The following is a 22135-nucleotide window of genomic DNA, read 5'->3' on the forward strand; positions in this document are numbered from 1 at the left end:
ACTAGAGATCACTAAGGAAATTCATAGAATGGCTATCGAGATCAAAGCCCCTACCTTCCCGGAATCGGTCGCTGACGGCACCGTCGCCACCTGGCACAAGAAGCCGGGCGAAGCGGTCAAGCGTGACGAATTGCTGGTTGACATCGAGACCGACAAGGTCGTGCTGGAAGTCGTGGCACCTGTCGATGGTGTCCTGGCCGAGGTCCTGAAGAACGAAGGCGACACCGTGCTGAGCGAAGAGGTCATCGCTCGCGTGGAAGAGGGTGCCACTGCCGCCGCCGCGCCGGCTGCCCAGCCGACCGCTGCCAGCGCTCCGGCTGCCGCGCCGGCCGCCGGTGGTGAAGAAGACCCGATTCTGGCTCCTGCCGCACGCAAGATCGCCGAAGAGAACGGCATCGATCCGGCTACCCTGGTCGGCACCGGCAAGGGCGGTCGCATCACCAAGGAAGACGCCGTCGCCGCTGTCGAGGCCAAGAAGTCCGGCGCCGCCGCTCCGGCTGCCAAGCCCGCTGCCGCCGCCGCTCCGGTGGTGACCGCTGCTGGCGACCGTACCGAGAAGCGCGTGCCCATGACCCGCCTGCGGGCCAAGGTCGCCGAGCGCCTGGTGGAAGCCCAGTCCAGCATGGCCATGCTGACGACCTTCAACGAGGTCAACATGAAGCCGATCATGGACCTGCGCTCCAAGTACAAGGACATGTTCGAGAAGAAGCACAATGGCGTGCGCCTGGGCTTCATGTCCTTCTTCGTCAAGGCCGCCACCGAGGCGCTCAAGCGTCAGCCGGGCGTCAACGCCTCCATCGACGGCAACGACATCGTCTATCACGGTTACCAGGATATCGGCGTGGCCGTGTCCAGCGACCGTGGCCTGGTGGTTCCGGTGCTGCGCAACGCCGAGTTCATGAGCCTGGCGGAAGTGGAAGGCACCATCGCCGACTTCGGCAAGAAGGCCAAGGCCGGCAAGCTGACCATGGACGACATGCAGGGTGGTACCTTCACCATCTCCAACGGTGGTGTCTTCGGTTCGCTGCTGTCCACGCCCATCGTCAACCCGCCGCAGACCGCGATCCTGGGCATGCACAAGATCCAGGAGCGCCCCATGGCGGTGAACGGCCAGGTCGTGATCCTGCCGATGATGTATCTTGCGCTGTCCTACGACCATCGCCTGATCGATGGCAAGGAAGCCGTGACCTTCCTGGTCACCATGAAGGACCTGCTGGAAGACCCGGCTCGTCTGCTGCTGGACATCTGATCCGGCTCTCGCGGTGCGGGGCAGGGGCCACGCACCGCTTCAAGTTTTCCTGCCTGAAGCTGCTCCAAGGGGATTAGTGTATGAGCGACAAATTCGACGTAGTGGTGATCGGCGCAGGCCCTGGTGGCTACGTGGCCGCCATCCGCGCCGCGCAGCTCGGTCTGAAGACGGCCTGTGTCGAGCGCTACAAGGGCAAGGAAGGCAAGGTCGCCCTGGGCGGCACCTGCCTGAACGTGGGTTGCATTCCCTCCAAGGCGCTGCTGGACAGCTCCTACAAGTACCACGAGGCCCACGAGGGCTTTAAGGTCCACGGCATCGACGCGCCGAACGTCACCATCGACGTGCCCACCATGATCGGCCGCAAGGACCAGATCGTGAAGAACCTCACCGGCGGCGTGGCCACCCTGTTCAAGGCGAACGGCGTGACCCTGCTGGAAGGCAACGGCAAGCTGCTGTCCGGCAAGAAGGTCGAAGTCACCGGTCTGGACGGCAACGTCCAGGTGGTCGAGGCCGAGAACGTCATCCTGGCGTCCGGCTCGCGTCCCATCGACATCCCGCCGGCTCCGGTGGACCAGAAGGTCATCGTCGACTCCACCGGCGCCTTGGAATTCCAGAGCGTGCCCAAGCGTCTTGGCGTGATCGGTGCCGGCGTCATCGGCCTGGAACTGGGTTCGGTCTGGGCCCGTCTGGGCGCCGAAGTCACCGTGCTGGAAGCCCTGGACAAGTTCCTGGTCGCCGCCGATGAGCAGGTATCCAAGGAAGCCTACAAGATCCTCTCCAAGCAGGGTCTGAACATCCGCATGGGTGCTCGCGTGACCGGTTCCCAAGTGAACGGCGAAGAAGTCACCGTCAACTACACCGAAGCCGGTGAAGAAAAGCAGATCACCTTCGATCGTCTGATCGTCGCCGTGGGCCGTCGTCCGGTCACCACCGACCTGCTGGCATCCGACAGCGGCGTGGAAAGCGACGAGCGTGGCTACATCTACGTCGACGACCATTGCGCTACCAGCGTGCCGGGCGTGTTCGCCATCGGCGACTGCGTGCGTGGTCTGATGCTGGCCCACAAGGCCTCGGAAGAGGGCGTGATGGTTGCCGAGCGCATCGCCGGTCACAAGGCCCAGATGAACTATGATCTGGTCCCCTCGGTGATCTACACCCACCCGGAAATCGCGTGGGTCGGCAAGACCGAGCAGGCCCTGAAGGCCGAAGGCGTCGAAGTCAATGTCGGCACCTTCCCCTTCGCGGTCAGCGGTCGTGCCCTGGCGGCCAACGACACCGCCGGCTTCGTCAAGGTCGTGGCGGATGCCAAGACCGATCGCGTCCTAGGCGTCCATGTGGTCGGCCCGAGCGCGGCGGAACTGGTGCAGCAAGGCGCCATCGCCATGGAATTCGGCTCCAGCGCCGAAGACCTGGGCATGATGGTGTTCTCGCACCCGACGCTGTCCGAGGCGCTGCACGAAGCCGCCCTGGCGGTGAACGGTCATGCGATCCACGCGGTGAATCGCAAGAAGCGGTAAGAGATTTACAGAACCACGGGGTTGCCGACCGCCGTGGAGCCTCAGGGCTCCACCGCAGGAAGGCACCTCGGACTCTTGTTAGTGGGGTGTGAGACACCTTACTAGGGCAGGGGTCACAGGTGGCGCGGTGCCCGCGACCGTCCGGAGGACGGCTCGGATAACGCACAGCGTCGAATGCGCAATACCCAACGAAGACGGTAGACAAGCATGAATCTCCACGAGTATCAGGGTAAGCAGCTGTTCGCTGAATACGGCCTGCCCGTTTCCAAAGGCTACGCTGTCGACACCCCCCAGGAGGCCTACGAGGCTTGCGGCCGTATCGGCGGCGACGAGTGGGTCGTCAAGGCCCAGGTACATGCCGGTGGCCGTGGCAAGGCCGGTGGTGTGAAGCTGGTCAAGAGCAAGGAAGAAGCCAAGGAATTCGCCGCCAAGTGGCTGGGCCAGCGTCTGGTGACCTACCAGACCGACGCCAACGGTCAGCCGGTCACCAAGATCCTGGTTGAATCCTGCACCGACATCGATCAGGAGCTCTATCTGGGCGCCGTGGTCGATCGTTCCAGCCGCCGTATCGTGTTCATGGCGTCCACCGAAGGTGGCGTGGACATCGAGAAAGTCGCTCACGACACTCCGGAAAAGATTCTCAAGGCCACCATCGATCCGCTGGTGGGCGCTCAGCCCTACCAGGGTCGCGACCTGGCTTTCCAGCTGGGCCTGAAAGGTGACCAGATCAAGCAGTTCACCCAGATCTTCGTCGGTCTGGCCAAGCTGTTCCAGGACTACGACCTGGCGCTGCTGGAAGTGAACCCGCTGGTGATCAAGAAGGACGGCAACCTGCACTGCCTGGATGCCAAGATCAACATCGACAGCAACGCCATCTACCGTCAGCCCAAGCTGCGCGCCTTCCACGACCCGTCGCAGGACGACGCCCGTGAAGCCCATGCGCAGAAGTGGGAACTGAACTACGTGGCCCTGGAAGGCAGCATCGGCTGCATGGTCAACGGTGCCGGTCTGGCCATGGGTACCATGGACATCGTCAACCTGCACGGCGGCAAGCCGGCCAACTTCCTGGACGTTGGTGGTGGCGCGACCAAAGAGCGCGTGACCGAGGCGTTCAAGATCATCCTGTCCGACAGCAACGTGAAGGCCGTTCTGGTCAACATCTTCGGCGGCATCGTGCGCTGCGACATGATCGCCGAAGGCATCATCGGCGCCGTGAAAGAAGTTGGCGTGAAGGTGCCGGTCGTGGTTCGCCTGGAAGGCAACAACGCCGAACTCGGTGCCAAGGTCCTGGCCGAAAGCGGCCTGAACATCATCGCGGCAACCAGCCTGACCGACGCTGCCCAGCAGGTCGTCAAGGCCGCGGAGGGTAAGTAATGAGCGTCCTGATCAACAAAGACACCAAGGTCATCTGCCAGGGCTTCACCGGTAGCCAGGGTACCTTCCACTCCGAACAGGCCATCGCCTATGGCACCCAGATGGTCGGCGGCGTGACCCCCGGCAAGGGCGGCTCCACCCACCTGGGTCTGCCGGTGTTCAACACCGTGCGTGAAGCCGTCGAAGCCACTGGCGCCGACGCTTCGGTGATCTATGTGCCGGCTCCCTTCTGCAAAGACTCCATCATGGAAGCGGCACTGGGCGGCATCAAGCTGATCGTCTGCATCACCGAGGGTATCCCCACCCTCGACATGCTGGATGCCAAGGTGAAGTGCGACGAGCTGGGCGTACGCCTGATCGGCCCGAACTGCCCCGGCGTCATCACCCCCGGCGAGTGCAAGATCGGCATCATGCCCGGTCACATTCACCTGCCGGGCAAGGTCGGTATCGTGTCGCGCTCCGGCACCCTGACCTATGAAGCCGTGAAGCAGACCACCGACGCCGGCTTCGGCCAGTCCACCTGCGTGGGCATCGGCGGCGATCCCATTCCGGGTTCGAACTTCATCGATATCCTGAAGCTGTTCCAGGAAGATCCGCAGACCGAAGCCATCGTGATGATCGGCGAGATCGGCGGCAGTGCTGAAGAAGAAGCCGCGGCCTACATCAAGGCCAACGTGACCAAGCCGGTGGTGTCCTACATCGCCGGTGTCACCGCACCGCCCGGCAAGCGCATGGGCCACGCCGGCGCCATCATCTCCGGCGGCAAGGGTACTGCGGACGAGAAGTTCGCCGCCCTGCAGGACGCGGGTGTGAAGACCGTGCGTTCCCTGGCTGACATCGGCAAGGCCCTGGCCGAGCTGACCGGTTGGGAAGTCAAGAAGGCCTGAGCCTGACTGACGATAGAAAAGGCCGCCTTCGGGCGGCCTTTTTCATGGGCGCGACCATGACGCCTCATCAGCTGCCGGCTGCCTTTTCGCCGGTAATTCGTTAGGATGGCAACCTTCCGCTCCAACGGCCACCCCGTGGCCCCGCCAAGACCTGCTCCCATGAGGGCGGGCTGCCTCGTTTTCCTCATTGCTGGTACTGCCTTCCATGAAAGCTTTGCAAAGCCGGGATGTCCTGGCCCTTGGATTCATGACGTTCGCGTTGTTCGTCGGCGCGGGCAACATCATCTTTCCCCCGATCGTCGGTCTGCAGGCGGGCGAGCACGTCTGGAGCGCTGCCCTGGGCTTTCTGCTGACCGCTGTCGGCCTGCCGGTGCTGACGCTGATCGCCCTGGCACGGGTCGGAGGCGGCATGGACGCCCTGAGCAAGCCGCTCGGCCAGACCGCTGCCCGCACCCTGGCCATTGTCTGCTACCTGTCGGTGGGCCCGCTGTTCGCCACGCCGCGCACCGCCACGGTGTCCTTCGAGGTCGGCGTCGCGCCGCTGCTGGGCAACGGACCCATACCGCTGTTCCTCTACAGCCTGGCCTATTTCCTGGTGGTGCTGGTGGTCTCGCTCTATCCGGGACGCCTGCTCGACACCGTGGGGCGCTTTCTCGGTCCGCTGAAGATCCTGGCGCTGGCGGTACTGGGCGGCGCCGCGCTGTTCTGGCCGGCTGGCGGTCCTGCCACGGCGGCACCGGACTACGCCTCGCGGGCACTGTCCCAGGGCTTCGTCAACGGCTACCTGACCATGGATACCCTGGGCGCCCTGGTATTCGGCATCGTCATCGTCAACGCCATTCGTGCCCGTGGCGTGACGGCGCCGCAGCTGCTGACGCGCTACACCATCATCGCCGGGCTGATTGCCGGGGCAGGGCTGGTGCTGGTCTACCTGAGTCTGTTCCAGCTCGGCGCCGGTAGCGGAGTGCTGGTGCCCCATGCCAGCAATGGCGCCGAGGTCCTGCATGCCTATGTGCAGCACACCTTCGGTAGCGTCGGCAGCGACTTCCTCGCGGTGCTGATCACCCTGGCCTGCCTGGTCACCGCGGTGGGCCTGACTTGCGCCTGCGCGGAGTTCTTCAGCGAATTCCTGCCGTTCAGCTATCGCAGTCTGGTGGTCCTGCTGGCGGCGTTCTCGCTGTTGGTGTCCAACCTGGGCCTGACCCAGCTGATCCAGATCTCGGTGCCGATCCTGACCGCCATCTATCCGCCCTGCATCGCCCTGGTGGTGATGAGCTTCTTCACCGCCCGCTGGGTGGCGCCCGGGCGCATCCTCGGGCCGGTGCTGCTGGTGGCCCTGGCCTTCGGCATCCTCGATGGCCTGCAGGCGGCGCACCTGACGGTGCGCTATCTGAGCGGTGCCGTACAGTGGCTGCCGCTGGCCGACTCGGGGCTGGGCTGGCTGTTGCCGGCCGTGGTGGTGGGGCTGGTCGCCCTGACGCTGGAAAGCCTGCGGCCTGGCGAACGCGTTCAAGAGGACGAGGTCGAACCGGATCCCTCGCGTTCCTGAATCAGCCGCCCACAAAAAAGCCCGCATAAGCGGGCTTTTCTCATATCCAGACAGCTTACGGCTTGGGCTGGGTAGCCGGCGCGTTGCCGTTGGCGGTACCGGTTGCCGGGCTGACCGAGGTGGCTTCGCCTTTGGATTGCTCCTTGGCAGCCTCGTTGGCGGCTTCGTTGCGCTGCTCAGCGGCCTTGTTGCTCTGCTCAGCGGCTTTGTTCAGGTTTTCCTGGGCTTTCTGTTCGGTCTTGGCAGCATCCTGAGCCTTGTTTTCGGAAGGCTTGTCACAGGCGGCGAGGCCGAAGGCGGCAGTGAAGAGCAGGGCAATAGCGAAGGGCTTTTTCATGTGTTTTCTCCTTATGAACTACACGACAGCCGTTCGAGCGCCCCGTTAAAAGTTAAGTTCCGCGTCTAGCCCAGGCATCGCGCAAATTCCTACTTGCATCGCGAACCGAGCGCGCCAAGGTTGAAATGTCATCGGGCGCCCCCATCTCCGCGACATCGCCAGGCATCTGGTGCGTACCTATCGATAGCGGAGTTCGTAGCATGAGTGTGGAGACTCAAAAGGAAACCCTAGGCTTCCAGACCGAAGTGAAGCAGCTGCTTCACCTGATGATTCACTCGCTGTATTCCAACAAGGAAATCTTCCTGCGCGAATTGATTTCCAACGCCTCCGACGCGGCCGACAAGCTCAGATTCGAGGCCTTGTCCAAGCCCGAACTGCTCGAAGGCGGGGATACGCTGAAGATTCGCCTGAGCTTCGACAAGGAGGCCGGCACGGTCACCCTTGAAGACAACGGCATCGGCATGAGCCGCGAAGAGGTGATCGCTCACCTCGGCACCATCGCCAAGTCTGGTACCGCCGATTTCCTGAAGAATCTCAGCGGCGACCAGAAGAAGGATTCCAACCTCATCGGTCAGTTCGGCGTGGGCTTCTACTCGGCGTTCATCGTCGCCGATCAGGTCGACGTCTACACCCGCCGTGCCGGCCAGCCCGCCGCCGAAGGCGTGCACTGGTCGTCGAAGGGGGAAGGGGAGTTCGAGGTCGCGAACTTCGACAAGCCCGAACGCGGTACCCGCATCGTGCTGCACCTCAAGCCCGAGGAAACCGAGTTCGCCGATGGCTGGCGCCTGCGCAACGTGGTCAAGAAGTACTCCGACCACATCGGCCTGCCCATCGAGCTGCCCAAGGAGCAGCAGGGTGGCGAGGACGAGCAGCCGACCGCCGCCGAGTGGGAAACCGTCAACCGTGCCAGCGCGCTCTGGACCCGTCCGCGTACCGAACTCAAGGACGAGGACTACCAGGAGTTCTACAAGCACGTCGGCCATGACTTCGAGAATCCCCTGACCTGGAGCCACAACAAGGTCGAGGGCAAGCTCGAATACACCTCGCTGCTGTACGTGCCGGCCCGTGCGCCCTTCGATCTCTACCAGCGTGAAGCGCCCAAGGGCCTGAAGCTCTATGTGCAGCGCGTCTTCATCATGGACCAGGCCGACCAGTTCCTGCCGCTGTACCTGAGATTCATTAAGGGTGTGGTGGATTCCAACGACCTGTCGCTGAACGTGTCCCGCGAGATCCTGCAGAAGGATCCGGTGATCGACTCCATGAAGTCGGCGCTGACCAAGCGCGTGCTGGACATGCTCGAGAAGCTGGCCAAGAGCGAGCCGGAGAAGTACCAGTCGTTCTGGGGCCACTTCGGCCAGGTGCTCAAGGAAGGTCCGGCGGAAGACTTCGCCAACCGCGAGAAGATCGCCGGCCTGCTGCGTTTCGCCTCGACCCACAATGGCGACGATGCCCAGAACGTGTCCCTGGCCGACTACATCGGCCGGATGAAGGAAGGTCAGGACAAGATCTACTACCTGACCGGCGAGAGCCATGCCCAGATCAAGAACAGCCCGCACCTGGAAGTCTTCCGCAAGAAGGGTGTCGAGGTGCTGCTGCTGACCGATCGCATCGACGAGTGGCTGATGAGCTATCTCACCGAATTCGACGGCAAGCATTTCGTCGATGTCGCCCGTGGCGATCTGGATCTCGGCAAGCTCGACAGCGAAGAAGACAAGCAGGCTCAGGAAGAGGTCGCCAAGACCAAGGAAGGCCTGGTGGAGCGCCTCAAGCAGGCCCTGGAGGCCCAGGTCAGCGAAGTCCGCGTGTCCCATCGCCTGACCGATTCGCCGGCGATCCTGGCCATCGGCGAGCAGGATCTGGGCATGCAGATGCGCCGCATCCTGGAAGCCAGCGGTCAGAAGGCGCCGGATTCCAAGCCGATCTTCGAGATCAATCCGCAGCACCCGCTGATCGAGAAACTCGATGGCGAGCCTGACGAGGACCGCTTCGCCGACCTGTCGCACATCCTGTTCGATCAGGCTGCGCTGGCTGCGGGCGACAGCCTCAAGGATCCCGCCGCCTATGTCCGCCGGTTAAACAAACTGCTGGTGGAATTGTCCGCTTGAAGATGGAGAAGCCCGCCTCGGCGGGCTTTTTCTTATCTACCCTTTGGAGGACCCCATGGTCGAAGTCACTGTAAAACCCGTTGCCTACGAAATCGATGGCCAGCCGTTCGAGAGCCAGCTGGTGTACGCCACCAGCAGTAATCCGACTCGTCCGGGCGTGCTCTTCGCACCCAACTGGATGGGAGTGTCCCATGGCGCCGTCGACCAGGCCAAGGCGCTGGCCGAGGCCGACGGCCTGGCTTACCTGGTCGTGGATTTCTACGGTCGCAATGTGCGCCCGCAGAATGCCGACGAGGCCCTGGCGGCCATGACGCCGATCCGCGGTGATCGCGCGCTGTTGCGCCAGCGCATGCAGGCGGCTCATGCGGCGCTGCTCGCCCAGGCCGAGACGGCGGCGGTGGACGTCCACCAGATCGCTGCCATCGGCTTCTGTTTTGGCGGCTGCGCGGCGCTGGAACTGGCGCGCGATGGGGCGCCGCTGAGCGCCGTGGTGACCTTCCACGCCAATCTGGATACGCCCAACCCGGCCGATGCGGCCCGCATCACCGGTCCGGTGCTGGTGCTGCACGGCGCCGCCGATCCCATGGTGCCGGACGAGCAGCTCATCGGCTTCCGCCAGGAGATGGATGCCGCCCAGGTGGATTGGCAACTGCTGAGCTATGGCGGCGCGGTGCATTCCTTCACCGATCCCGAAGCCAACAATCCGGGCAAGCAGCAGTATCACCCGGTGGTGGCTAAGCGTGCTTTCCTGGCGATGCACAACCTGTTCGACGAAGTCTTCGCCCAGGGCTGATGATTTTCGTTGTCTGCCGGAGCCCGGGTCGGGCCCGGCAGGGTCAGCTGCGGATGACTTCCTGGGTGAAATCCAGGGGCCCGCGGCAGCGTCGGCACAGATAGCGCCGTCCCTTGCGCACCAGGGCGTGACGCTGGGCGGTGAATTCGAAGCGACCGTCCGGGCAGTTGCAGCGATACAGGTACAGGGTGCGGGCCCGTTGCGGCAATTCGTAGGTATGGCAGCGATCCGGCGGCAGGCCATAGACACCACGCATGATCAGCTGCCACTCCTCGCCATGAGGCCTGATGCTGCCACCGAACAACTGGTGCGCCACCAGATGCGCCACCTCGTGGGCCACGGTCTGTTCGAGGAAGTGGGCGCGATTCTGCTGATAGAGCTGCCCGTTGAATCTCAACCGGTTCTCGGTGAGATGGGCGACGCCGGCGCGCTGGCCGCGCAGGGCCAGGCCGACGTCAGGGCGCGGGAAGCGACGTTTGAAGAAGGCCTCGGCCTGCCGATAGCAGTCTTCGACCCGGGCGTGGAGTTGTTCAGGCATGGGCAACCTCTGGCGAGGCGGGTGATTATGCCGAAGCTGGTGCCTGCGCCCTAGCGTCCGCGGTCGGCTGGTGGCCATAGTGCCGCCTCAGCGTATCCATGGCCGCGTTGATGGTTTGCAGTCGACCGGTGCTGCCGCCACGATCCGGATGGTGCCGACTGGCGAGCTGGCGATAGCGGCGACGGATCTGGCCGTAGTCGGCCGAACGATCCAGGCCTAGCAGGCGCAGGGCTTCCAGCAGTTCGGACTCGCCATTGACCAGCGCCCAGAAGTGATTGAGCAGGTTGGCCACGTCTTCCGGCGTAGTGGTCTCCAGCTGGGTGAGATCCAGGTAATAGGCGCGCAGCGGATCGGCCACGATCAACCCGGGCCGGGCACGCAGATAGGGTCGCAGCTCGATGCGCAGGGCGCTGATGATCAGTTCGGCGCGCTGTTCGGCACGCAACTGGTCGCGCAGCTGGTAGAGGGCATTGAAGACGCGAAAATGCAGGCGAAAGAGTTCGTAGTTGTCGGTCACCGGGCGCGGCGGCACCAGGGGCGAACCCGCCCGGCGCAAGGCCTGCAGCAACTCGTACTCCGACAGGCTGGTCTGGGCCCCGAGCAGTTCCTGATGGAGCGCCGTCATGAGCGCCTGGGTTTCGCTCATGGCTGCCGGTCGCCGCGGACTGACGTTCGGGGTAGGGCGGCGGAAGCTTTGCGCGTAAAATGCCGGCCTTTCGTTTTTTCCTTTCGCGGATTCATCCATGGGCATCCTTTCGGTCAACCAGAACAAGCTGCAAAAACGCCTGCGCCGTCTTACCGGCGAAGCCATCGCCGACTACAACATGATCGAGGACGGCGACAAGGTCATGGTCTGCCTGTCCGGTGGCAAGGACAGCTACACCCTGCTCGACATGCTGCTCTATCTGCAGAAGGTCGCGCCGATTCGCTTCGAGATCGTGGCGGTCAACCTCGACCAGAAGCAGCCGGGCTTTCCTGAACACGTTTTACCCCAGTATCTGCAGGAACTGGGGGTCGAGTACCACGTTCTGGAACGTGATACCTATTCCGTGGTGAAGGAAAAGATCCCCGAGGGCAAGACCACCTGTTCGCTGTGCTCGCGCCTGCGCCGGGGCATCCTCTATACCTTCGCCGACGAGATCGGCGCGACAAAGATGGCGCTCGGCCATCATCGCGATGACATGGTAGAAACCTTCTTCCTCAATTTGTTCCATGGCGGCACCCTCAAGGCCATGCCGCCCAAGTTGCGCGCCGATGACGGCCGCAATGTGGTGATCCGCCCGCTTGCCTACTGCAACGAGAAGGACATCGAGGCCTACGCCGTCCTGCGCGAATTCCCCATCATTCCCTGCAACCTTTGCGGCTCCCAGGAAAACCTGCAGCGCAAGGTGGTCAAGGAGATGCTGCTGGAGTGGGAGCGCAAGACGCCAGGGCGCACCGAGATCATGTTCCGCGCCCTGCAGAACGTGGTGCCCTCGCAGCTGGCCGATCGCGAGCTGTTCGACTTCGTCAGTCTCAAGATCGATGACAGCGCGACCCCGCGCTTCGTCCAGGTGATGAATCTCTGATGCGGGACTACGCCTGGCTGCTCGAATACGCCCTCAACCGCTGTGGCTCGCGTGCGGCCCTGGAGGCGCGACTGCCGCAACCGGTGGACGCCGCGACCCTGAGGTCGGTGGGTGATGACCGCTATCTGTCGCTACTGACCCGCCGCATCTTTCGCGCCGGACTCAAGCACAGCCTGGTGGATGCCAAGTGGCCGGCCTTCGAGGAGGTCTTCTTCGGCTTCGATCCGGAGAAGGTGGTGCTCATGGGCGGCGAACGCCTGGAGCGGCTGATGCAGGATGCGCGGCTGATCCGCCACCTGGGCAAGTTGCGCAGCGTGCCGATCAACGCCCAGATGGTGCTCGACTTCCAGCGCAGCCACGGCAGCCACGGCAGCTTCGGTCAGTTGCTGGCCGAATGGCCGACAGAGGACATCGTTGGCCTGTGGGAGCTACTGACCAAGCGTGGCAACCAGCTGGGCGGCCTGTCGGCGCAGCGCTTCCTGCGCATGGCCGGCAAGGACACCTTCCTGGCGACCGACGATGTGGTGACGGCGCTCAAGGCGCAGAACATCCTCGACAAGGCGCCTACCGCCAAGCGTGATCGGCAGAAGATGCAGGAGGCCTTCAACCTCTGGCAGGAACAGAGCGGGCGTCCGCTCTGCCAGCTGTCGGTGATGCTGGCCCTGACGGTGAATCATTGACTGACGCCCTGGCCCGCGCTCGGGGTCTGCTCGCGCGGGCCGGGCGGGTGCTGTTCATCACCGGGGCTGGGCTTTCCGCCGACTCCGGACTGCCGACCTATCGCGGCCTCGGCGGGCTGTACAACGGCCTCACCGAGGAAGGCATCCCCATCGAGGCGGCGCTGTCCGGCAGCATGCTCCGGCAGCGTCCGGAGCTCTGCTGGCGCTATCTGACGCAACTCGGCCGCGCCTGCGCCGCGGCCGTGCCCAATGCGGCGCACCAGGCGATCACCGATTTCGGCGTTCGACATCCCGGCAGCTGGGTACTGACACAGAACATCGACGGCTTTCATCGCCAGTCGGGTTTTCCATCGGAGCGGCTGATCGAGATTCACGGACAACTGGAGCCGCTCGCCTGCATGAGTTGCGCGCAGGCCGTCGAGGAGACTCAGGATTACCTGGCCGGTCCGTTGCCGCCGCGGTGTCCCTCCTGCGGCGGCATGCTGCGGCCACCCGTGGTGCTGTTCGAGGAAGCCTTGCTGGTCACCGAACTGCAGCGTCTGCAGGAGGCGGTGGAGGAGGGCTTCGACCTGGTGATCGCCGTCGGCACCACGGCTGCCTTCGGCTATATCCAGGCGCCGATCGGGCAGACCCTGGCGCAGGGTGGTGACCTCATCGAGATCAACCCGGACCGTTCGTCGCTGCGTGGCCTGGCGACCGTTCAACTGGAAAAAAGGGCCGTAGACGTCCTTCCTCGGCTTTTGAGTCACATCGAGGGCTAAAAAAACTTGCCATCTGTGATCCAGGTCGGCAAGGTGTCGAAACTTTGAAAAAACGACACGGTCGTGCCCATGCCAAGGAACCGCCTCGCACCCCTCGTGCCCCTGTCTTTTGTCTGTCTGCTCGCCGCCTGTGCGAGTGCGCCGCAAAGTCCCGATGCCGTCGTTAGCCAGGATTCTTCCAATACTTCCCGGACGTTCCAGACCGCTTCGCTGCATGGTCTGGGTGGCGCTGGTAACGGCTCCGCGCCTGTGGAGACCGAGGGTGCTCAGCAACGTCCGGTCTTTCCGCATACCCAATCGCCGCATCAGCTCGACTGGGAGCGCGAGGTCGGCCCGCGCCAGGCGCTGCCGAATCTGGCGGACCAGATCCTCAATCGTGCCACCCAGCTGGTGGGGACGCCCTATCGCCGTGGCGGCAGCACCCTGGCCGGTTTCGACTGCAGCGGTTTCGTCAATTACGTCTTTCGCGAGCGCGCCGGCATGACCCTGCCGCGTTCCACCCGCGAGATCATCGATCTCGAAGTACCGGTAGTCAGCAAGAACGACCTGGAACCTGGCGACCTGTTGCTGTTCAATAGCAACGGCCGTGGCCGGGTCAGTCACACCGGTATCTACATGGGCGAAGGCAAGTTCATCCATTCCTCCAGTCGTCGTAGCGGCGGGGTGCGGGTGGACAGCCTGAACGACCAGTACTGGAAGGTGAGTTTCCTGGAAGGCAAGCGCGTATTGCGCTGAGGCGTATCGCCGCGATCTTCGCCGGTGCGCTTCGAGGACCCGTCGTGGCTGCGTGGCAGGCCGACGGTGATCGATGGATAACTAAGGATGTCTCCAATGCCGCATGCGGCTCGCCTCGGATTGTATTGCGCTTTCGTACTGCTGGCCGCCTGTGCCGGCAGGCCGCCCCAGGCCCCCGCACCGGCCGCCCCGGTCGTCTCCCGTCCCCTGCTGGAAAGCCAGGCCCAGGCGGCCAACGATGTACTCTTTCGGGCCATCGGCCTGGTCGGCACCCCCTATCGCTACGGCGGCAACACCCCGGCCGGTGGGTTCGACTGCAGCGGTCTGATCGGCTACGTCTATCGCGATGCGGCTGGCGTGACCCTGCCGCGCTCGACCCGCGAGATGATCACCCTCGGCTCGCCCAATGTGGCGCGTAACGCCCTGCAGCCCGGTGATCTGATCTTCTTCGCCACCGCCGGTGGCCGTCAGGTCAGCCATGCCGGTATCTATGTGGGGGAGGGGCGCTTCGTCCATGCGCCGCGTACCGGCGGTACCGTGCGCCTGGACAGCCTGGCCAAGCCCTACTGGCAGAACAGCTACCTGCAGGCCAAGCGGGTGCTGGTCACGCCGAGTCTCGCCGGCGGCTATTGAACCCCGTTTCGCCCGGGCCGCTCGAATGGGTATCCAGCCCGTGCGGAGCCCATCATGCCCCAGGCGATACGTCTGCCGCCCCAGCCGGCTCGCTGCGAGCTGTGCGGTCGGGCGGCGCCGCTCACCCGCCATCATCTGATCCCTCGCTCGCTGCACGACAAGGCCTACGTGCGCAAGAGATTCGACCGCATCAGCCGGATCACCGCCACCCTCTGGGTCTGCCGGCCCTGCCACAACCATATCCACCAGACCTTCGACGAAAAGACCCTGGCGCTGGAATACAACAGCCGCGAATTGCTGCTCAGCGATCCGCGCATTCGCCAGTTCGTTGACTGGCTGGCGGCCAAGCCCGATGGCTTCGTGCCCAAGCGTTGAGTAATACCACCCCTGTAGAGTTTCACGTCTGGGTGGTTTCCTTCCTGTTCGGAGTGCAGGTAATCAGGATCCGAGGCAGGCAGCGTTCCAAGGGCACGCATCAGGACGAAGCCGGACCAGGGTGGGAATGTAAAGGCCGTCGTCAAGGTGCGGGTCGAAACTGTCGTCTGTATCTCACCTCCGGGGGCGAACGTCACGGCGGCTTGCCGCTGCGATTAGGATGAAGGCAAAGCCACGGCGTAATCGGCCAGTCCGATTCGACCTCACGAGGAGAGCTGATGAGATCCCTGGCCCTGCCCCTGCTGGCGGGGATGCTGCTCCTGTCCAGGACCGCGCTGGTCCACGCCGACGAGACGCCCCTGGCGCGTGGCGAATATCTGACCCACCTGGGCAACTGCCAGGGCTGCCATACCCGTCCCGATGGCGCGCCCTTCGCCGGTGGCGTCGCCTTCGAGACGCCTTTTGGCCGTCTCTATTCGAGCAACATCACCCCGGATCGCGAACACGGACTGGGGGACTGGACGGCAGACGAGTTTCGCCGGGCCTTGCACGAAGGCCTCGGGCGCGAGGGTGAGCAGCTCTATCCGGCCTTTCCCTATACGGCCTTTACCCGCTTGAGCGACGAGGATGTCGCGGCCATCTTCGCCTACCTGCAGGTCCAGCGCCCCGTGCCCTATGCACCGCCGGCCAACGCGCTGCGCTTTCCCTTCGATCAGCGCGCGCTGATCCGTGGCTGGAAATGGCTGAACTTCCGTGAGGGTCCACTGCCCGCCGTGACGGACGCTCAGGTGGCGCGGGGCGCCTACCTGGCGGAGGCGGTGGGACACTGCCAGGAGTGCCATACGCCGCGGACCTGGAGCCAGGGTCTCGACAGCGGCCGGGCCTATGCCGGCGCGACCCAGCAAGGCTGGACCGCCTGGAATCTCACCGCGGATCCCCGCGGCCTTGGCGGCTGGAGCGATGCCAAACTGGCCAGCTATCTGCGCGAAGGGCATCAGCGTGGCGAAGCCGTGGCGGCGGGACCCATGGCCGAAGTGGTGAGCGGCGGTACCCGTCATCTGAACGATGCGGACCTCGGCGCCCTGATCACCTATCTGCGGACCCTGCCGGCGCAGCCCGGAGCGGTGCCGGCGCGGGCCGAGGTGCAGCCGTCCGGGGAAACCGGGCCGCTCACCGCCGCCGAGGCGGAAAGCGCGGCCTTGCTGCAATCCGCCTGCGCCAGCTGTCATGCCCCGGACGACCGGGGGCCGGCTGGTCCCTATCCGCGCTCCTTCAGCAACTATTCGGCGGTGCGCGATCCCGCGGGGACCAACCTGGTGCGTGTCCTGCTCGACGGCCTCGATCGCCAGGGGCGGACCGAACATGCCTTCATGCCAGCCTATCGGGACTTGCTCAGCGATCAGCAACTGGCCGACTTGGCCACCTACATCGGCCGCCGCTTTGGCGGTCACGCCGCCGACATCCGTCCTGCGGACGTGGCGGCCGCGCGCGAAGGAGAGAAATAGCGGTGGCGGCCATCGAATTGAAGGTCAATGGCGAGCAGCGACAACTCGACGTCGATCCGCGCATGCCCTTGCTGGAGGCCTTGCGTGACGAACTGGGTCTCAAGGGGTCGAAGTTCGGCTGCGGCCTGGGCGAGTGTGGCGCCTGTACGGTGCTGGCGGATGGCAAGCCGGTGCGTGCCTGTCTGCTGCCGGCAGTCTCCTTTGCCGGTCGCGAGCTGCTGACCCTGGAAGGTCTGGGTACGCCTGAGGCGCCGCACGCGCTGCAGCAGGCCTTTATCGAGGAACAGGCGGCGCAGTGCGGCTATTGCATCCCCGGCATGGTGATGACCGCCCGGGCGCTGCTCGAACGCGTGCCCGATCCCAGCGATGCGCAGATCCGCCAGGCGCTGGCGGCCAACTTCTGTGGCTGCGGTACCCACTATCGCATCCTGCGGGCGGTCAAGCGGGCGGCGGTGCTCCTGCGCGACGGGCAGGCTCCGGCATGACGCTGTCGCGACGTGCCTTTCTCGGCGGCAGCGCAGTGCTGCTGCTGGGCTTCAGCCTGCAGCGACCGGTCGCCGCCCAGGTGCTGCCTGCACCGGCTGACCCGGCGGACCTGGCCAAGACCCTCGATCAGCGCCAGCTGGACGCCTGGCTGGCGGTGGATGCCCAGGGCCAGGTCACCGTCTACAGCGGCAAGGTGGAACTGGGTACCGGGGTCAGCACGGCGTTGCGGCAGATCGTGGCCGAGGAGCTTTGCGTGGCCTTTGCCGCCACCCGGCTGATCCAGGGCGATACCCGGCTGACCCCGGACCAGGGCATCACCGCCGGCAGCAAGAGTCTGCAGGTGGGCGGCGCCCAGTTGCGCAAGGCCGCCGCCAGCGCGCGGCAATTCCTGTTTCTGGAGGGATCGCGACGCCTGGGGCTGGATCTGGCGGTGGTGGATACGGTGGATGGCCGCGTGGTCTATCGCGGCGATCCCACCGGGCGTTTTGTCAGCTATGGCGAACTGGTGGGCGGACGACCCCTGGGGCGGCTGGTCAATCAGGCCGTGCGTACCCGCGCCGTCAAGGATTACCGCCTAGTCGGCACCTCGGTGCCGCGCGAGGACATCCCCGCCAAGCTGTTTGGCAGCTTCGATTACGTCCACGACCGGCGCCTGCCCGGCATGCTGCACGGCTGCGTGATACGGCCACCCTGCACCGGTTCGGCGCGGCTGGCGGGGGTGAGCCTGCGCGGTATCGATGCCAGCGCGCTGCCGGCTGGCGCTCAGCTGGTGTACGAAGGCGCCTTCGTCGCGGTGGTGGCCGAGCAGCCCTGGCTGGCGCGGCAGGGCGCGGCGGCGCTGCGGGTGGACTGGAGCCTGGTGCCGGATCTGCCGCTGCCGGGCGAACTCTACGCCCAGCTGGAAGCCAAGGCCGGACCGGCCGACATCCAGCAGGAGGCCGGCGATGTCGCGGGCGAATTGGCGAATGCCGCGCAGCGGCTGGACGCCGAGTATCGCTGGCCCTATCAGAACCATGACTCCATCGGTCCCTCCTGCGCGGTGGCGGACGTGCGTGCCGACGGCGCCACGGTCTGGAGCGGTACCCAGGGCGTCTACCAGCTCCGGGCGGCACTGGCGGATCTGCTGGCGCTGCCGGAAGACAGTATCCATGTCATCTATCAGCAGGCTTCGGGTTGCTATGGCCATAACGGCGCCGATGACGCGGCGGCCGATGCGGCGCTGCTGTCCAAGCTGTGCGGCCGTCCGGTGCGGGTGCAGTGGAGTCGGGCCGACGAGCACGGCTGGAATCCCAAGGGCCCGGCCATGCTGCTGCGTCTGGCGGGTGGCCTGAGCGCGGCTGGTGATCTGCTCGCCTGGCGCTTCGCCAACTGGACGCCTACCCACCTGACCCGACCCAATGGCCAGACCGGCAAGGCGGCGCTGCTCGCCGGGCAGCTGGCCTACAACCTGCCGCTCAAGGGTGGGCGGGGCGGTGGCAATCGCAATGCGCCGCTGGACTACGACCTGCTCAACGTCCAGGTGGCGACCCATTGGCTGGAAGCCGGGGATTCGCCGCTGCGACCCTCGGCCCTGCGCGCTCTGGGAGCGGTCGGCAATACCTTTGCCAACGAATCCTTCATGGACGAGCTGGCCCTGGCGGCCGGGGTCGATCCGCTGGAATTCCGCCTGCGCTATCTGCAGGACCCTCGCGCACGAGCGGTGCTGCAGGCCGCCACCGCCAAGGCCGGTTGGCAACCACCCACCCGGCAGGAAAAGGTCTGGGACGGTGCCCAGGCGAAAGGGCAGGGGCTGGCCTTCCTGCACTACGAAAACGAAAACGCCTATGTGGCCGCGGTGGTCGAGGTGGCGGTGAGCGAGGCGACGGGGATCCGGGTCACCCGCGTGGTGGTGGCCCATGACTGCGGTCTGATCGTCAATCCGGATGGCTTGCGCAATCAGCTGGAAGGCTGCGTGATCCAGGGCATCGCCCGGACCCTCAAGCAGGCGGTGCGTTTCGATCACCAGGGAGTGACCAGCCTGGAGTGGGGTGCCTATCCGCCGCTGACCTTCAACGAATTGCCCGAGCTGGAACTGGAGCTGATCGATCGGCCTGAAGAACCGGCAGTGGGGGCCGGGGAGGCCACCACCGCGGCCATCCCCGCGGCCATCGCCAATGCCGTGGCGGCAGCGACCGGTCTGCGCCTGCGCGAGGTACCGCTGAATCGCCAGCGTCTGCGCGAGGCGCTAGCCGCTAGCCGCTAGCCGCTAGACGCGTTTCAGCCGCTGCTTGAAGAACAGTGCGGCGCCGGCGCCCAGCACGGCGATGATCGCCGCGCCGATCCACAGCGACTCGTTGCCGGCGAAGCTGAAGTGGTTGGCGCCCTTGGCCGCCAGATAACCCGGGCCCATCATCAGCGGCGCCCAGACGATGGCCGAAAGCACGTTGGCCGACTGGAAGCGCAGCTGGTTCATCGCCATCATCCCGGCCACCAGGGGCACGGTGTTGCGGATCATAGTCAGGAAGCGCCCGCCGAATACCGCGAAGAAGCCATAGCGGCGAAAGAACAGCCGGGTCCTGGCCACCTGCTTGCGATAGCGGCGAAAGGGCGGGCGGTGGACGATACTGGGACCGAGCCAGCGGCCGATGATGTAGGAGCAGATGTCGCCGAGGATGGCGCCGACGATGGCGGCCAGCACCAGCGGCACCGGCGAGAGCACTCCGGAGCCGGCCAGGCCGCCGACCACCAGCAGCAGGGCCGTGGCCGGAATGAAGACGCCCAGCAGCACCAGGGATTCGCCAAAGGCGAGCAGGCCGACGAGCAGCGGCGCCCAGGCCTGGTGGGTTTCGATAAAGCCAAGCAGCGATTGCGTCAGGGATTCCATGGGAGGCCACTCTTGCCGAAAGTCCTAAGACTACTTGGCGCCCGTGGCCTGCCAGCCGTTTCAACAGCTTGAATCAATTTCCATTGCTGGAAGTGCGCAGGAGCGCGCATCGGCGCCCCCGACTGGACGCCTCAACTTTTCGCCAGAGCGTCCTGAGCAGCCTGCCAGCGCAGTGCGTGGCGCTCGCCGACGACGAAACGATCGCCCTGGAAGTCCCAGCGTTCCACGTCCACGGTCTTCTTCGCCCCTTCGCCGACCAGCAGGCGATTGAAGGAGTTGGGCGAGGTGCCGCGCACGCGAGAGGAGAGGGCGGTGCCGGCTTGGACGATCCAGACCTCGCGGGGCAGGGTGGGGTACTGGCGACTCAGCGGCAGCACATAGGGCAGGTGGATATGCCCACCCATCACCAGATCCAGTCCGGCGTCGGCCCAGGTGGCCAGGGCGTGATCGGCGTTGTGCTGCAGATTGCTCAGGTCACTGAGTTCGAGGGCGCCGAAGGGTTGGTGGGCGATGACGATGCGCAGCTTGCCCGGACCGGCGCGGCGCAGGCGCTCGGCCACCCGCTCGATCTGCTCGGTGCTTACCGCGCCATCCTTGTGGCGTTGCGGAGCGGTGGTGTTGAGCCCGACCAGCAACAGCTCGTCGTTTTCGATACTGGGCTCCAGATCCTGACCGAAATGGTGGCGATAGTTGCCATAGGGCGTCAGGAAACGCGCGAAGACGTTGTACAGCGGCAGGTCGTGATTACCCGGGATCACCAGGGTTTGCGGAATGCCGTGGCTTTCCAAGCGTTCGACAAAGGTCTTGGCTGCGGCGAATTGTTCGCGCCGGGCGCGCTGGGTGATGTCCCCGGAGAGAATGAGAACATCGGCGCCGTGTTCGCGGACATGGGCTTCCAGAGCCGCGACCACGGCGGGTTGCTCGGTGCCGAAGTGGGTATCGGAGATTTGCAGGAGGGTCGTCATGAGGACCTGGTTTCCAACGGATTCCCCTTTACGACCGCAACGGGCGCCAAGCGATCCGGCGAAGGCTAGTTAGACTTCGCCGTCGTGGTGCCAGGCGTCATGCAGCTCGGAGGCGTTGGCTTCGCCGACTTCGGTGCGGGCCTTGAGCCAGTCCAGCAGGGCGGTACGGTCTTCCGCGGTGGGCGAGGTGTAGCGCTTGTTGGCCATGATGGTGCCTTCGACCCAGGCGTTGTCGAAGCCGCCGATGTAGTCCAGCGTGCGCTCTTCGACGTAGTCGATGAAGTCGCCCAGGAAGGTGTCCAGATCGTCTTCGCTGAGTTCGTTCTTGAAGCTCACCTTGATTTCAAAGGCCAGTTCCTGGAATTCGCCCAGGTACTGCTTCTTGCGCAGGCGACGCTTCATGCGGCTCAAACGGGGATCTTGGTTGGTATCGGTCATGGCGAAGGCCTGGATATCGATTAAAGGGCGGGCATTATCCCTGGCGTCGACGGGTAATGCCAATGCCGACCGCTCCAGCGGTGGGTCGGCCGGACCTTTTTGCCTGCGACCGGAGGGCGCAGTAGCGGAAGGACCTGCTCAGGCCGCCATGGCCGCGCAAGCATCGGCGCAGGCTTCGCAGGCCCGGGCGCAGGCCTGGCAGTGATCGGCCTTGTGCTTGCCGCATTCGGCGGCGCAGGCGCGGCAGGTGGCCAGGCACAGAGCACAGACTTCGGCGATGCGGTCGCTATTGCGCTGCATGAAGGTGGCGGCCAGGCGGCAGGCATCGGCGCAGTCCCGGTCCAGGCGGACGCAGTCGCGCATCATGTCCAGATTGGCTTCCCCCAGACAGGCGCTGGCACAGGTTTCACAGGCGGCGGCGCAGTCGAGACAGGCCTTGATACAGGCGGCGAGAGTGGCATCGTTCATCCGGTAGCTCCTGGTGTGGGGTGCCTAGGGTGGACCCGGTCGGCTGGCGCCGAGTTCGGCCGGTGCGATCGATTGACGCTCTCCCGGGTAGTCCGTACCCTGCGCCCTTGCACGTGGTGCCCCGCCTCGCCGGGGTGAAACAGGGAAGCCGGTCGAGCCGGCGCTGCCCCCGCAACGGTAGTTGAGCAGTAGCTGCGCGACACCCACTGGCCCTGGCCGGGAAGGGGCGCAGCGGATGCCCCCAGGGCATCGGCTCACCAGCCCGGAGACCGGCCACGCTTGCGTTCATCTCGGCGATGCGGAGGGCGT

The 22135-nt window shown here is 65.0% G+C and carries 23 protein-coding genes and 1 riboswitch; of the genes, 16 read left to right on the top strand and 7 right to left on the bottom strand.

The window, feature by feature from the left end:
• The first annotated feature begins 28 nt into the window (after window positions 1-28).
• From odhB to brnQ, 5 genes are all read left to right on the top strand, one after another.
• Window positions 29-1249 (top strand): 2-oxoglutarate dehydrogenase complex dihydrolipoyllysine-residue succinyltransferase, encoded by a 1221-nt coding sequence (gene odhB / locus AABM56_RS07220; protein WP_133859673.1) that lies wholly within the window; start codon window positions 29-31, stop codon window positions 1247-1249.
• 80 nt (window positions 1250-1329) lie between these two features.
• On the top strand, window positions 1330-2766 hold the full coding sequence (gene lpdA, locus AABM56_RS07225) for a dihydrolipoyl dehydrogenase (RefSeq protein ID WP_133859672.1): 1437 nt from the start codon (window positions 1330-1332) through the stop codon (window positions 2764-2766).
• Between the two features lie 207 nt (window positions 2767-2973).
• Entirely contained in the window at window positions 2974-4140 is a 1167-nt protein-coding gene (gene sucC, locus AABM56_RS07230; protein ID WP_064306646.1) for an ADP-forming succinate--CoA ligase subunit beta, read from the top strand.
• Window positions 4140-5027, top strand: coding sequence for a succinate--CoA ligase subunit alpha (gene sucD / locus AABM56_RS07235; protein ID WP_133859671.1), 888 nt, complete (start codon window positions 4140-4142; stop codon window positions 5025-5027). Before sucC ends, sucD begins: the two co-directional genes overlap by 1 nt.
• A gap of 205 nt (window positions 5028-5232) precedes the next feature.
• On the top strand, window positions 5233-6576 hold the full coding sequence (gene brnQ, locus AABM56_RS07240; protein ID WP_263258958.1) for a branched-chain amino acid transport system II carrier protein: 1344 nt from the start codon (window positions 5233-5235) through the stop codon (window positions 6574-6576).
• A 55-nt stretch (window positions 6577-6631) separates the two neighbouring features.
• Here the strand turns inward: brnQ and AABM56_RS07245 are convergent, their stop codons facing one another.
• Entirely contained in the window at window positions 6632-6913 is a 282-nt protein-coding gene (locus AABM56_RS07245) for a hypothetical protein (RefSeq protein WP_007159246.1), read from the bottom strand.
• Between the two features lie 200 nt (window positions 6914-7113).
• On the opposite strand from AABM56_RS07245, the gene htpG reads away from it, so the two are divergent.
• Window positions 7114-9018, top strand: coding sequence for a molecular chaperone HtpG (htpG, locus tag AABM56_RS07250; RefSeq protein ID WP_263258959.1), 1905 nt, complete (start codon window positions 7114-7116; stop codon window positions 9016-9018).
• 55 nt (window positions 9019-9073) lie between these two features.
• Entirely contained in the window at window positions 9074-9811 is a 738-nt protein-coding gene (locus tag AABM56_RS07255; protein ID WP_133859668.1) for a dienelactone hydrolase family protein, read from the top strand.
• Between the two features lie 43 nt (window positions 9812-9854).
• On the opposite strand, the gene AABM56_RS07260 is transcribed toward AABM56_RS07255, so the two are convergent.
• Both AABM56_RS07260 and AABM56_RS07265 read right to left on the bottom strand, forming a co-directional pair.
• On the bottom strand, window positions 9855-10427 hold the full coding sequence (locus AABM56_RS07260) for a SprT family zinc-dependent metalloprotease (protein WP_263258961.1): 573 nt from the start codon (window positions 10425-10427) through the stop codon (window positions 9855-9857).
• On the bottom strand, window positions 10375-10995 hold the full coding sequence (locus tag AABM56_RS07265; protein WP_133859666.1) for a DNA-J related domain-containing protein: 621 nt from the start codon (window positions 10993-10995) through the stop codon (window positions 10375-10377). Before AABM56_RS07265 ends, AABM56_RS07260 begins: the two co-directional genes overlap by 53 nt.
• 97 nt (window positions 10996-11092) lie before the next feature.
• Between AABM56_RS07265 and ttcA the strand changes: the two genes are divergently transcribed.
• From ttcA to AABM56_RS07310, 9 genes are all read left to right on the top strand, one after another.
• Window positions 11093-11917 (top strand): tRNA 2-thiocytidine(32) synthetase TtcA, encoded by an 825-nt coding sequence (ttcA, locus tag AABM56_RS07270; RefSeq protein WP_263258962.1) that lies wholly within the window; start codon window positions 11093-11095, stop codon window positions 11915-11917.
• The gene (locus AABM56_RS07275) at window positions 11917-12597 is read left to right on the top strand and encodes a DNA-3-methyladenine glycosylase I (protein ID WP_133859664.1); all 681 of its coding nucleotides are present in this window, start codon (window positions 11917-11919) and stop codon (window positions 12595-12597) included. Before ttcA ends, AABM56_RS07275 begins: the two co-directional genes overlap by 1 nt.
• Window positions 12594-13358, top strand: coding sequence for an NAD-dependent protein deacylase (locus AABM56_RS07280; RefSeq protein ID WP_347883931.1), 765 nt, complete (start codon window positions 12594-12596; stop codon window positions 13356-13358). The genes AABM56_RS07275 and AABM56_RS07280 overlap by 4 nt, the downstream gene beginning before the upstream one ends.
• A 63-nt stretch (window positions 13359-13421) precedes the next feature.
• A complete protein-coding gene (locus AABM56_RS07285; protein WP_252977082.1) occupies window positions 13422-14093 on the top strand; it encodes a C40 family peptidase in 672 nt (223 codons plus the stop codon).
• 96 nt (window positions 14094-14189) lie between these two features.
• On the top strand, window positions 14190-14726 hold the full coding sequence (locus tag AABM56_RS07290; protein ID WP_068385323.1) for a C40 family peptidase: 537 nt from the start codon (window positions 14190-14192) through the stop codon (window positions 14724-14726).
• Between the two features lie 54 nt (window positions 14727-14780).
• On the top strand, window positions 14781-15101 hold the full coding sequence (locus AABM56_RS07295) for a hypothetical protein (RefSeq protein ID WP_133859661.1): 321 nt from the start codon (window positions 14781-14783) through the stop codon (window positions 15099-15101).
• A 278-nt stretch (window positions 15102-15379) separates the two neighbouring features.
• Entirely contained in the window at window positions 15380-16606 is a 1227-nt protein-coding gene (locus tag AABM56_RS07300) for a cytochrome c (protein ID WP_347883932.1), read from the top strand.
• A 2-nt stretch (window positions 16607-16608) separates the two neighbouring features.
• On the top strand, window positions 16609-17091 hold the full coding sequence (locus AABM56_RS07305; protein ID WP_263258965.1) for a (2Fe-2S)-binding protein: 483 nt from the start codon (window positions 16609-16611) through the stop codon (window positions 17089-17091).
• Window positions 17088-19334: a molybdopterin cofactor-binding domain-containing protein gene (locus AABM56_RS07310; RefSeq protein WP_133859658.1), complete on the top strand. Its 2247-nt coding sequence runs from the start codon at window positions 17088-17090 to the stop codon at window positions 19332-19334. The genes AABM56_RS07305 and AABM56_RS07310 overlap by 4 nt, the downstream gene beginning before the upstream one ends.
• Before the next feature lie 3 nt (window positions 19335-19337).
• Here the strand turns inward: AABM56_RS07310 and AABM56_RS07315 are convergent, their stop codons facing one another.
• The 4 genes from AABM56_RS07315 to AABM56_RS07330 form a co-directional block, all read right to left on the bottom strand.
• Window positions 19338-19955 carry a DedA family protein gene (locus AABM56_RS07315; RefSeq protein ID WP_133859657.1) on the bottom strand — a complete coding sequence of 206 codons (618 nt, stop codon included), beginning with the start codon at window positions 19953-19955 and terminating at the stop codon, window positions 19338-19340.
• 131 nt (window positions 19956-20086) lie between these two features.
• A complete protein-coding gene (locus tag AABM56_RS07320) occupies window positions 20087-20920 on the bottom strand; it encodes a metallophosphoesterase (protein WP_133859656.1) in 834 nt (277 codons plus the stop codon).
• Between the two features lie 69 nt (window positions 20921-20989).
• Window positions 20990-21358: a YggL family protein gene (locus AABM56_RS07325; protein WP_133859655.1), complete on the bottom strand. Its 369-nt coding sequence runs from the start codon at window positions 21356-21358 to the stop codon at window positions 20990-20992.
• Between the two features lie 138 nt (window positions 21359-21496).
• Complete coding sequence (locus AABM56_RS07330) at window positions 21497-21826, bottom strand: four-helix bundle copper-binding protein (protein WP_133859654.1); 330 nt, start codon at window positions 21824-21826, stop codon at window positions 21497-21499.
• A gap of 97 nt (window positions 21827-21923) precedes the next feature.
• A riboswitch (cobalamin riboswitch) is annotated at window positions 21924-22119 on the top strand.
• The last annotated feature ends 16 nt before the right edge of the window (window positions 22120-22135 follow it).

The sequence above is a fragment of the Pseudomonas aestiva genome (genome assembly GCF_039908605.1).
Taxonomy (GTDB): domain Bacteria; phylum Pseudomonadota; class Gammaproteobacteria; order Pseudomonadales; family Pseudomonadaceae; genus Chryseomonas; species Chryseomonas aestiva.